9 protein-coding genes are annotated in these 12,794 nt (G+C 43.8%); 4 read left to right on the top strand and 5 right to left on the bottom strand.

Features of this window, described 5'->3' with window-relative positions; translation table 11 throughout:
- Nucleotides 1-117: 117 nt before the first annotated feature.
- Together CES82_RS01895 and CES82_RS01890 are read left to right on the top strand one after the other, a co-directional pair.
- A complete protein-coding gene (locus CES82_RS01895; RefSeq protein ID WP_098823642.1) occupies nucleotides 118-1,584 on the top strand; it encodes a sugar porter family MFS transporter in 1,467 nt (488 codons plus the stop codon).
- 287 nt (nucleotides 1,585-1,871) lie between these two features.
- A complete protein-coding gene (locus CES82_RS01890; RefSeq protein ID WP_439959038.1) occupies nucleotides 1,872-2,216 on the top strand; it encodes an aggregation-promoting factor C-terminal-like domain-containing protein in 345 nt (114 codons plus the stop codon).
- A gap of 80 nt (nucleotides 2,217-2,296) precedes the next feature.
- On the opposite strand, the gene CES82_RS01885 is transcribed toward CES82_RS01890, so the two are convergent.
- The gene (locus CES82_RS01885) at nucleotides 2,297-3,043 is read right to left on the bottom strand and encodes an ion channel (protein ID WP_098823640.1); all 747 of its coding nucleotides are present in this window, start codon (nucleotides 3,041-3,043) and stop codon (nucleotides 2,297-2,299) included.
- Nucleotides 3,044-3,045: 2 nt separating this feature from the next.
- Nucleotides 3,046-3,732, bottom strand: a complete 687-nt coding sequence (locus CES82_RS01880; protein ID WP_225364815.1) for a M57 family metalloprotease — start codon at nucleotides 3,730-3,732, stop codon at nucleotides 3,046-3,048.
- A gap of 247 nt (nucleotides 3,733-3,979) precedes the next feature.
- On the opposite strand from CES82_RS01880, the gene CES82_RS01875 reads away from it, so the two are divergent.
- Entirely contained in the window at nucleotides 3,980-4,669 is a 690-nt protein-coding gene (locus tag CES82_RS01875) for a response regulator transcription factor (RefSeq protein WP_098823639.1), read from the top strand.
- 1 nt (nucleotide 4,670) lies between these two features.
- Nucleotides 4,671-6,026 carry a sensor histidine kinase gene (locus tag CES82_RS01870; RefSeq protein ID WP_098823638.1) on the top strand — a complete coding sequence of 452 codons (1,356 nt, stop codon included), beginning with the start codon at nucleotides 4,671-4,673 and terminating at the stop codon, nucleotides 6,024-6,026.
- 199 nt (nucleotides 6,027-6,225) lie between these two features.
- Here CES82_RS01870 and CES82_RS01865 read toward each other — a convergent pair whose 3' ends face one another.
- From CES82_RS01865 to CES82_RS01855, 3 genes are all read right to left on the bottom strand, one after another.
- Entirely contained in the window at nucleotides 6,226-6,789 is a 564-nt protein-coding gene (locus CES82_RS01865; RefSeq protein ID WP_098823637.1) for a DNA-3-methyladenine glycosylase I, read from the bottom strand.
- A gap of 9 nt (nucleotides 6,790-6,798) precedes the next feature.
- Nucleotides 6,799-7,623 (bottom strand): sugar phosphate isomerase/epimerase family protein, encoded by an 825-nt coding sequence (locus CES82_RS01860; RefSeq protein WP_098823636.1) that lies wholly within the window; start codon nucleotides 7,621-7,623, stop codon nucleotides 6,799-6,801.
- Nucleotides 7,624-7,803: 180 nt separating this feature from the next.
- Nucleotides 7,804-12,794 (bottom strand): MBG domain-containing protein (locus CES82_RS01855; protein WP_143466279.1); only part of this gene is annotated, 4,991 nt, incomplete at its 5' end.

The following is a 12,794-nucleotide window of genomic DNA, read 5'->3' as shown; positions in this document are numbered from 1 at the left end:
TCAAATACCAACTCACATTGGTGCTATATTATTTTTATCATTGTCGTTTTGTAAGCGGTTACTGCAATTATTAGTTACACAACGTAACCATCATTGATTTGATAGGAGGATCTGTCTATGTCAAATGGAGGTACTAAAACCCTTCACCACATGCCTGTCTGGGTCATTTATTTCTTTGGTGCCCTAGGTGGCTTGCTGTTCGGGTATGATACCGGTGTTATTTCCGGTGCCATGTTATTTATTGGTCACGAGTTAAACATTGCTAATGGTTCATTCCAATACGGTTTCTTAACCGCATCTACTTCAATCGGTGCCGTGTTTGGTGCCGCCTTTATCGGGCCGTTGTCCGATAGATTTGGTCGTCGTCACTTGCTGATCACCGCCGCAATCATCTTCTTCTTTGCAGCCTTAGGTTCAGCCTTTTCACCAGAATACATCGCTTTGGTTTCCTTCCGATTCTGTTTAGGTATCGCCGTTGGTGCCGCTTCATCATTAATTCCAACGTACTTAGCTGAACTGGCTCCCGCAGAACAACGTGGGACTGTCGGGTCGCTGTTCCAATTAATGGTTATGACCGGTATCTTCTTCGCCTACGTCTTTAACGAATGGTTCTCACCACAGGGTGGTTTAAACCTTTCTGAAAGCATCAGTTGGCGTTGGATGTTAGGGTTAGCCGCGATCCCTGCTGCCATTCTCTGGATTGGTGCTATCTTCCTACCAGAATCACCACGTTTCCTTGTTCGGAAAAATGATGAAACACAAGCCCTTTCAGTTCTCCGTCAATTTAACCCAGACGAAAAAGTGGCTCAAAAAGAACTTAGCGCTATTAAAGTGCAAGCTGCTATTCCTTCTGGTGGGTGGAAAGAACTCTTCGGACCAGTTGCTCGTCCAGTTCTAGTTATGGCCGTTGGGTTAGCTATTTTACAACAAGTCATGGGTTGTAACACTGTTCTCTACTATGCACCAACCATCTTCATTTCAGCCGGGTTCAGTACCCACTTTGCCCTTCAATCACATATTGTTATCGGTATCTTTAACGTGATCGTGACTGCCGTTGCCGTAAGTATCATGGATAAGATCGACCGTAAAAAGATGCTGACCGGTGGGGCCATTGGTATGGCGGCTTCACTGTTCGCAATGTCAATCGCCATGTTAGCCTTACATGCCGGCGATGGTAACTTAGGTTCATGGATCTGTGTTATTGCCTTAACTCTTTACATCGCCTTCTTCTCAGCAACTTGGGGCCCTGTAATGTGGTTAATGATTGGTGAAGCCTTCCCATTGAACATCCGTGGGTTAGGTAACTCATTCGGTGCCGCGGTAAACTGGTTCGCTAACTTCTGTGTTTCCGAAACCTTTACTGTTTTGCTGGTTGCCTTCGAACCCAAGGGTGTTGCAAACCCAGAAGGTCAAGGTATCGCTCGTCTGTTCCTGATTTACGCCCTCTTCTGTGTATTCGCCATCTGGTTCGTACACAAGAAGGCCATTGAAACTCGTAACCGTTCACTTGAAGATATTGAAACAAGTCTTCGTGAACGTGCTGCAGAAAAGGGGTTTGATCCAGAAACTGGCCAGCCCAAATAATTAATTTTAAATTCTAATATAAGAGGTTCCAGACTGTTATCATTGATCAGTCTGGAACCTTTTTTATGATAAAAGAAGGGCAAACGCCGGCTTCAAAAGCAGCCAATGGTCAAATCTTGTCATATAACTTAATCTACTGGTAATTGTTAGTTAACATAAATGAAACATTCCCCGTGTATGCTGTTCATTAGTAATCAACAAATAAGGGGATTTTTAAATATATGTCAAAAGCGAATATAAAAATAAAATTAGCAGCATTCTTCTTGATTTTCGGATTCGCCTTTGGAATGGGCACCGACGTTACATCAAGTATCACTGCACAACCACAAACCACGACAGCACAAGCCTCAACTAAGGTTACTGCTAGCCAAGCAAAGCAAATTGCTAAAATCAACGCTAACTTATCTAAAACTCAAAAAAAGGCCAAGAACTGGATTGCCTATCGCGAATCTCGTTATAACTACTCTGCTCGCAACGGAAACTGTTATGGTCGTTATCAATTACTGAAATCTTACCTTCATGGTAACTATAGCCCAGTCAACCAAGAAAAAGTTGCTAACCAGTATGCTAGCAGCCGTTACGGTTCATGGACAAAAGCCAAGAAATTCTGGCAAGCGCATCACTGGTACTAATTCACTACCAGATTACATATAAAAGACTCAGGCACTTCATTCTCACGCGAGAGGTGCTCTGAGTCTTTTTTTACGCAAACTTATTTTTTTAACTGATCAACTTTCTTAGACAACCGTGATACTTCTCGAGTCAGCTGCTGGATTTGTTTCGTCAATTCTTCGTTTTGCTGCTGTTGCGCATCAGCCTGCCCCGTTCGATCCGTGAAGAAATCGGTAATCGTACTGGTCAGCAAACCAATAAACCCAACCCCGCCAAGCATTAAGACTGTGGCAATTAATTTTCCCCAGGCCGTATGCGGCGAATCATCTCCATAGCCAACAGTCGTCGCTGTGGTAATCGCCCACCATAGTGACTCCGAAAGTGTCTGGTGTTCGACGATGGAAAAAAGCAGCGCACTCAGGCAAATAATTACCACACTAATCGTAAAGAGGTAAATAAACCCGGTATCATATGTAAACCTATGAAACTCGCGAGTCCATTTACCGGAAATACCTAATCGCCAAAAGACGTGGTGGGTGCGAATCATCCGAAAGATTCTTGCTAGCCGAAAAAGTGAAAACGCAGGATGCATGGGCAGAATACCTAACAAATCAAAGGCGTTATTGATCAAGAACCACTTGCGGTTTTTGGTAAAAATTAACCTGACCACGTAATCAACAACGAAGAAGGCCAACAATCCTTGATATACGACACGCCCAGCCAAGCCGACCTTAACATTCAACATCATCGAAACGGCTAAGATACTAGATATAACCGCCAAAATAGCAACAAAAATATGATAAATGACAAGCCATCTTGCTTGTTGTTGCTTTGTTGTGTAACGCATGACTAATTACCCTCCGTACCGTAAATCGTCTTTAGCGCACTAATATCACCGGTTGAAAGACTAGTATTGCCTTGATCCACTGGATACATCACTGAATTACGATAACGACTATGATCTAGCCCTAACGCGTGTCCTAGTTCGTGAATTGCCACCGATTTTCTCAGCGAAGCCGCTGGATAATAAGCGTTCAGACCAGCACGGGCGTGGTTGGCGGTATAGGCATTCCAACCGGTCTGCTGAATAATCTGCGGACCACCATGTCCCGATTCAATCATAGTCGTGTTGCCACTATCTGGCATTTGCTTAGAGTACTCGAAAAAAGTCACTGAGTTTTGCCGATCGGTACCGTCACCTGGTACGAGTTTCACGATACCCGTTTGATTATAAACGGCAACTGCATTCTCGAAAACCGTTTTAGCACTGGCAGAAACGTTAGCGTCAAAATGATAGTAGTAAGTCCGAGATAACTTACGATTCTGAACAATCGATTCAATTGGCGTATCTCCCGCCGACACTTCCTGCTTTTGTGTCTGCTGAGTCGTTGTTTTAAAATTGGGGTCAACCCGTTCAATCAGTCTTGTCATCTGACTGCCAAAATTAATGGGTGCCGGTTTGGAATCCACTGCCATTGGCACGAACGCCACGGCAAGTCCCAGTGTGACCCATGTTAACCAACCTTGATAGCGCACAGCAGCCACTCCTTACTTTATTAGTTAAACATAGATTACTGATTCTGGATGAAAAGGTCAATTAATCTCACTGAATGACACTAAATTTTAAACGTTTCGTACGAAATCCCCTTTTCAGCCTGTATTTAACGTGGCAACGAGATGCCTTTCTCACAATATCATTACAATTTAGCCAAAACGATTGACCTAGGCCCTTTAGAATACATAGTATGAACTATTATAGTTTAAGCGGACAGGGAGGGTCACTATGACTAAAAGTTTGAAAATCTTAATCGTTGAAGACGATGACGCATTAGCCAAAAATTTAGAACGTTTTTTATCAGATATCGCTGAAATTACGGTGAGCAATGATGGCCTTGAGGGGCAAATGCTGGGACAAGACGGTATCTACGACCTTGCAGTGTTGGACCTCATGCTGCCCCAAGTCAGTGGTTACGACATCTTGAAGTATTGGCGTCATGAATGCCAGCTCGAAATGCCAGTCCTCATCTTAACCGCAAAGGATACCCTAGATGACAAAGTTCGTGGTTTCCAACTAGGCGCCGACGACTATCTCACAAAACCTTTCCACCGTGAGGAACTCATCATGCGAGTGAGAGCCCTGTTACGGCGAACCGGTAGTATGGGTACTGATAACCAGCTCACCGTGGCGGACTTCAACGCCAATCTAAATAGTCGCACAGTTTCTCTAAAGGGTGAGAACCTGTCACTGAATGGTAAAGAATATGATTTACTAATCTACTTTCTGCAGAATCCCGATACCATTATTACGAAGGAGCAAATCTTCGACCGGCTTTGGGGCTTTGACTCAGAAACCGCGCTGTCAGTCGTGGAAGTCTACATGAGTAACCTGCGCAAAAAAATTAAAAATGTGACTAATAGTCAACCGATCCGGACACTGAGGAACGTAGGTTACATGCTGGAAACGGAGGCTTAAAATGAAAGGTAAAACTGCCGAGAAGCACCAGCAATGGCAGCTCTTCATTAAAGAACTGGTCACCTTCGCCCTCCTTTTTGCTGCTTTAGGCCTAGTCGTTTATTTTCTCTTCTATCAATCAATTTATCACGAAATGAACCATGGCCTGCAATGGCAAAAAAATCAAATCATGCAAAATTCCCCTGTTCCTAGAGTCAACCATCTAATGGGTAGCGAAGCGCAAAAAGCTCAGAAAGCCAAGAATCAAGTGCCACCTAAAGATGGCTCTTTTCGTGCTAACCTAGTGGTTTTCAATAAGAACGGCAGGGTTATCAATGATCCTATGCTGGGTGAACGTGACTATGATCTGCTGAAAAACACGCAGTTAATTAAACGGCATTTAAATCGCATTAGTAACTTGTCGCTAACGGCCGATGGCATCACCGGCCACTTTAAAACGTTATTGATCAAGGTGCCCAAATCAAATCCTAATCCCGTTTACGCAGGGCGCTACGTGTTAATCATGAAAAACATTGACGCTGATCTGCAAGCATTAACCAACTTCAGAACTGCCTTGGTAACTACCCTGATTATTTTCTGGATATTAGCAATTGCGATTGCCTACTTCCTATCTCGTTCAAGTATGAAACCCATCATTCTCGCCTGGCGCAAACAGCGTGACTTCTCTGGTAACGCTGCCCACGAACTGCGGACGCCACTAACAGTGATTCAAAATCAGCTGGAATATTTGCTGACTAAGCCTAAATCACGAATCATGGATGAAGCTGAGGAAGTTTCAACTGCTCTGGATGAAGTGCGACACATGCAGACATTAACCAACCAGCTACTAATGCTGGCAAGATCAGATTCTAACGTGATTCAACTTAACCAAACCGATGTCGATCTCCAGCCATGGTTGGAAAAATCCGTCAAGCTATACAGTGACATTGCCACCAGTCAGCAAAAAGAGCTTAAAGCCAATATTAAAGTCTCTGGTCACGGTTCGTTTGATCCTGATCTCATCCGTCAGGTACTCACCATCCTGCTAGACAATGCTATTAAATACACCCCAACCAATGGCACTGTCACCGTGAACGCCAAACGGATTCACGATCCGCTTCAGCATGAAGCCCTGCACCTACAAGTTGCAGATACTGGCCCCGGTATCGCGGATTCGGAGAAAACGAAGATTTTTGAACGTTTTTACCGCACTGATAAATCCCGTAATTCTAAAACCGGGGGTAACGGTCTTGGCTTAGCAATCGCTAAGTGGATTGTCACCCGGCATCACGGTAAGATTAACGTTAAGGATAATGAACCTTGTGGGTCGGTTTTTAATGTGACGATTCCACTGAAGAGTGCGAAAACAAGCGTTTAAAGAGTGGAGAATAAGGGCTCAAAACGGAAATCCTCTGAACTTTGGGGATTTCTGTTTTGAGCCCTTATTTGCAACTCTTTGCTTGTTTGAGCCATTTTTGGCTACATTGAAGTATTGAATAAAAAGTAAACTCTTAAGTGTATTTCAGTTAAGAAATCGGATGAAATACCGCCCAATGTAGCCCTAATGCCGCTTTTCGCTATTCACCTAAATGATTCACCGTACACTTAGCCAAATGATCATCTAAAATGCCCAGTGCTTCCAGCCAAGATTGAACGATCGTCGGCCCCACAAACTTGAACCCAGCTTGTTTCAGCGCTTTACTGACTTGCTGTGACAATGGCGTTTGTGCTGGCACGTCCGCCATTGTTGGATATCGGTTTATAACTGGCTGATCACCAACAAACGACCATAAATAAGCGTTCATGGTCCTACCTGCGTGATGCCATTCAACCAACTGTCTTGCGTTATGAATAGTATCCTTGATCTTCAACTTATTACGAATAATTCCAGCATCGTTGACGAGTCTAACCATATCATCATCGTTAAATTGGGCAACCCTGTCCACGTCAAAATTAGCGAACGCCGCTCGAAAGTTCTCCCGCTTGCTTAAAACGGTTTGCCAGCTCAACCCCGCCTGCATCATTTCCAACGTCATCAGCTCAAAGGTTTCGCGCTCATCTTTAGTGGGTACGCCCCATTCGTAGTCGTGGTAATGCGTCATGAGGTCATCGGCATTCTCTGCCCAATCGCATCGTGTCATAGTTTCCTCCTAGTGAATCTGCTGAGTTGACAGCAGGTTAGTCAAGTACTCATGGCTAGCGCGCATCTCTCGACTATCGTTTTGATCAGCTAAGTCAATTTCGTAAATATTAGTCGCTTTAGGATTAACCACTTTCATGACCCGCTGCCAGTCAATCTTACCTTTGCCCAATTGTAGACTGTCGTGATGTTGTCCCATAGAGTCCACCAGATGATAGTGAACCGTTTGCGGCGCCAACCGAGCAATACTGTTAACTAATTTATCGTTATCGCCGTGCAGCACAATAAAACCGTGACTAATATCGTAGCACAACCGGTAATGGTGCGCCATGACAGTTTCTTCAATCTCCTCATCACCATAATCAAAAGCTGGCGAAATTGAATTTTCAAACATCACGTGGTCGCCACCCATCTTCTGGAAATAATCCAATCGGGCAAAAATCACTTTTCGCGCGGTTTTAAAATCACCGAAGGAATTAACTACTGCTTCTTTGTCTGAGTAACCGCCGTGAATAAGCACCTGAACGTTTAATTTAATAGCCAATTCGATCAAGGCATCCGCGCTACTCATCATAAACTGATAGCCAGCCGGATCTTTAAGTGCCGAAACAGCAACTTCATTATGATGGTGATCATACGCCATCGGGTGATGGATCACAATCTGGCGCACACCTGCCGACTGAACGTACTTGACCATTTCTTCCAAATGTGCCAGTCCGTTCTTAGTCATGTCGTGAGCATCCGTGTAAAATTCAAACACTGACGGTTGATATTGTAACCGCTCATCGATTTGTTCCAGCGATGTACTTGCTTTTAAGCCTAAACTTGGCATCATTTAATCACCCCATCTCGTTCTTATTTATAGCACCATTAACTGAAGATAACGACTATTTCGCACTTCACTTCGCTAATCGTAAACAAATGTTAACCGTTAAAATAATTGGTCAATTCAAAAAGCACATTTGCCAGAAAAATCGGCAAACGTGCTTTTTAATTTTACAGTCTTCTCAATGAATTATCGATCTGATCTGCGTTTCTTAAAGCCTAATAATCCCAATAAACTCATCAACATCGCACCCAATATAGCAAACCATGATGACTGTGTTTCATTAGTTTGCGGTAATTGGTTCGCCACAGCCGCCTTGTCCGTACCAGTCTTTGGCGATTGGCTAGACGACAGTTGTGTCAAGGACTGAGCACTCTGTTTACCAGCAGTAATCGCCGACATTCTGTAAGGCGAATTACCTGCGTAATTGACTTGCTGCGTGTCGTTCTGCGTAGTCTGTTCGGATGCCGGACTAACGGTGCGCTTATTGTGTTTATTGGTACGTCGGTTAGAATTCGAACCAGTCTGGTTTGATACAACTAACTCTCCCTGTTCAGGAGCAGATTCAACAATGTGCTTTGCCTCATCAAGTTCGTGAGCAGGTGGAACGATTTCAGCCGCCTGATGCGTACTTGGGTCATTTTTATCAACTAAATAGTTGACGATTAACTGCTTCACTGGCAATGTTGATTTCTCAACCACAGTTTGTGGTTGCCTCATCTTAGCTGGTACAAACGGTGTCACTACAACTGATTGTGGCTGTTTCGTCTCAACTGGAACAGATGGCGTCACAACGACCGGTTGCGGCAAAATCTGATAGCTGTTCGAAACAGCTGTAATGTCATAATTAGGATTCAGCTTGGGACTCGCGATAACGTTGATCAAATGCGTACCAACGCTGCCGTTATTGCCATAATCCAGCTGATAAACAACCGACGTGCCATTTGCTGGTTGTCCGGTTACTTTACCAGTAGCCGAACCTGAATATGGCTGACCATCGTCAGTCTTTGAAATACCACTAGGTGCAGTAATCGTGACCGGTGCCTTAGTAATCGTCAATTGACCAGGAGTAATATCTTCCGCGCTAATGACATAGTTTGGATTAGCAGCTTGAAGCGCCGTCAAACCAGAATCACTCAACGTTACAGCGTAGTTACCGGCAGTTTCACTGGCATCTTGACGTTCAAAATCACTGGCTGTCCAAACTGGCGCTATCAGCTTATCTGGTAACGTCACCGTGTAGTTAGTTGGATCATCCGTTTCGCCATCGTAAACCTTCGTCTGGCTGCCGACTTGAATTTGACCTAAATCAGCTTTTTCCACATCGATTGGCTCAATGACTAGCTCACCTGGTGTTACCTTTGCTGGATCTACATTGATGACATCATTTGGATTAGCTTGCTGTAGCTTCTTCCAGCCGGTACTGCTCAATGTCACTGGATAGGCTCCAACCGCATCGGGAGTGCCTGAAACCACAAAGTCCTCTGGGGTCCACTGTGGTTGAACCAAATCAGCGCCCGTTATTGTGACTTTATAAACGTGCTGATCATCCGCTGACGCGCCAGTATACAGTTGATATGTTGCGTCAATCATGAAGCGGAATTGTGGCGTCATCGGGTTGATGGTTAACTGTCCTGGAGTCGTTGAAATCGTGTAGTTTGGATTATCATTAGCCGAAATATCAACCAAAATTGGATAATTTCCTGCATCAACATCATCATTCAATGATGGCAGCGTATAAACCGGAGCAACACCCTGTGCAGGTACGCCGGTGATCACTGGCGTCAATGCCCCCGCATAAGGATAACCATCATATTGTTTAGTCAGGTTGGGTGCAGCAATCGAAATTGGTGCTGGTGTGATCACTAATAACCCATTTTGAATCGACTGTGCGTTAAAGGTGTAGTTCTTGTTGGCTGCCTGCAATTTTGCAAGACCAGCAGCATTCAAGGAAACTGCGTGATTACCAACATTTTGACCATCATTGACCGTTGTAAAGTCATCAGCAGTGAACGTCGGCACATTAAAGTCGGCATAATCACTTGGTGCAAACACCTGGTACGTAATGGGATCCGTGCTGGCATCGCCATCATAGACCTTAGTAGCACCCTTAACGACTACAAACTTGTCACTCTGGGAGTTATCAGCCGGAGCGTTGGTATTGGCTGGTGAATCGACTGAATTACCAGTTGCCTGACCCAATGCTTGCGGTGTAATCGTCAATGTACCACCAACATAGGTAATGGCGTAATTGGCAGTATTATCCTTAGCGGTTGCTTGGATACCGTACGTACCAGCATTGATATCTTGGCTAATATCAGTCAAAACAAAGCTTGGCGCAGTTGCTTTTACTGGTGTACCAGCCACTGCAGCTTGATACTCACCTGCATAAGTTGAACCATCATAGGTCTTACTCATGGTAGGTGCTGTCACGGTGATTGGTGCCGATGTAATCGTCAACCGTCCAGCCTTCACGTTGTCAATCGCAAAGCTGTAGTTAGTGTTAGCAGCATTTAATTTTTGAATCCCACTATCACTTAATGTAACAGCATACGAACCAACGTTTTGACTGTTACCAGAAACTTCAAAATCATCAGCCGACCAGTTTGAAGGTGCGTTGACACCAGCTGGTAACGTCACTACATATTGTTTAGGATTCGTATTCTCATCGTTATCGTAAGTCTTGCTTGCCGATCCGATTTGAACAGACGCCTCAGTATTCTTAGTTACGCTAAACGTACTTGGAACCACTGTAATGTCGTAGTTTGGATTGTCAGTCGTATCAGTAACATTCACTGAGTACGTACCTGCATTAACAGCTGTCTCAAGTGATGACAAATGATAGTTAACAGTCGCACCGTTATCAGGCTTGCCTGTCACTGTAGCACTGTCGTCATTCAAAACATAACCACTACCGTCATAGACTTTGGTTAAACCTTGTGGCGCTGTAATGGTAACGGGAGCCTTATTGATAGTTAATTTACCCGTAGCAGTTTGAATGTCATAGTTTTGATTTACTGCAGCAGTAGGATCAACGATGACATCAATCTCGTAACCATCAGCATTCACATCTTGACTTAAATCAGTCAGACGATAAACGGGTTGTTGATTGCCAATCTGATCAGTCACTGTTCCCGACAAATCATTACCAGAATAAGCATAACCATCGTAAATCTTTGATAGTGTTGGTGCGCTGATTGAAATGGTCTTTCGTGTAATGTTCAACGAACCATTGCCAACACTCTTCGTGGAAATGACGTAGTTCGGATTAACGTCCTTGAGCTTCTGGATACCGCTATCTGTCAAGCTGACATCATAGTCGCCAACGTTCTGACTAGCCGCTAAAGTCGTATTAAAATCAGCGGTAGTAAGGTTCGTTGGCATCACGAAGTTTGGATCGTCCGTTGCATCTGGTGCACTTAAAGTAAATGTTGGAACGTTATTGGCATCATCATCATAAGTCTTAGTAGCATGACTGATGGTGATTGCGTTATCTGCTAATACCTTAGGTGAAATAGTTAATTTCCCATCAACCGTTGTCAGCGCGTAGTTCGAGTTAACAGTCGTATCGGCAGTAATCGTAATTGGTGCACTAGTAACTGTATTGACATTCTTAGGCACATTTACAGTATAAATTAACGGCGTACCGGATTGTATGTTACTGGCAACTTTAGCTGTACCTGGTTCATCATAAGAACTGCCATCATAAACCTTTTGCACATCATCTGCGGTAATGGTTACAGGCCGTTTGGTAATGTGAAGTTGACCGCTACTGATACTATCAGCATCGATTCGGTAATTGGTGTTGGCTTGATTAAGCTTATCAATACCAGATTGAGTTAATTTTACGTTATAGTTACCAACATTTTGACTATCGATACCAGTAGTATCAAAGTCCGCAGCTGTCAAATTGTCGGGAATAACGACTTCTGGATATTGATTTGAAACAGTCAATCCATAAGTCTTAGGATCCGTATTGGCATCGCCATCGTAAACTTTGCTGGCTGAGTCAATTGAAATGGCTCCAGTAGCGACCTGTTCAGGAGTGATGTTGAAATGACCTGTTGGTACGTTTGAAGCTGCTAAGATGTAGTTTTGCATTTGCTGGTTAACCGCATTGATGCCATCACTGTTCAAACTAACAGTGTAATTACCAACGTTTTGACTAAAACTACCACCATTATTAGCAGCGAGATTAAAGTCTGAACTAGGTAACGTTAACTGGTCGCCAGTTGATAATTGTACCGTGTAATTTTCTGGATCATTGGCAGCATTATTATCATAAACTTTTGTCTGATCGTTGATTGTGGCTGTTAAGTCAGCCTTGTTGATTATCAGCGAACCAGCCTTATAAGTGACGGCATAATTTCCAATGTCTTCACCAGAAGCAGTCAGTGTGTAAGTACCAGCATTGATGTCACCGCTAATATCCGTTAAGTCAAAGCTAGGTTTAACGCCATTTACCGGTAAACCATCAACTGAAACCTGATACTGACCTGCGTAGGCTTTGCCATCATAGGTCTTAGTTAATTGCGGACCAATAATGGTAATCGTCTTTGTTGTGATATTGAGTAAACCACTACTAATACTATTGGCTGAAACAACATAGTTCGGGTTAACATCTTGCAGTTTCTGAACGCCATCAGCGGTCAAAGTAACCGGATAATGACCAACCTTTTGACTAGCAGCCTTTGAAGTATCAAAATCAGTTGCCGTCAAATTTGTAGGCATTACGAAGTTGGGATAAGTTGCAGTATCTGGTGCGCTTAACGTAAATACTGGCACAGTGTTGGCGTTATTATCGTAAACTTTAGATGCTTGGCTAATCACAATTGCGTTGGCAGCCAATTGCTTAGAGTTGATCGTTAAATGTCCAGAAACAGTTTTAACATCATAGTTTGGATTCTCACCAAGCTGTATTTCGATGCCATAGCCATTAGCTTGCACATTCGTATCCTGACTCAGATCAGTCAGACTGTAATTCAATTTAGTTGCTTGCGGATTGGCTGGCAGACCGACAATTTTTGCTTCATTATCGCTACCAGTATAACTCTGGCCGTCATAGCTCTTCGTCAAAGTTGGCGCGATGATCGTTACTGGTGCCGCTGTAATGTGGAACTGACCACCGGTCACGTTGGCACTTTCAAGCGTGTAATTCGGGTTAGCTTGCTGTAGCTTCT

The sequence above is a fragment of the Secundilactobacillus silagincola genome, assembly GCF_002583405.1.
In the GTDB taxonomy this organism is placed as follows: Bacteria; Bacillota; Bacilli; order Lactobacillales; family Lactobacillaceae; genus Secundilactobacillus; species Secundilactobacillus silagincola.
This window is presented reverse-complemented; position numbering and strand designations above follow the sequence as displayed.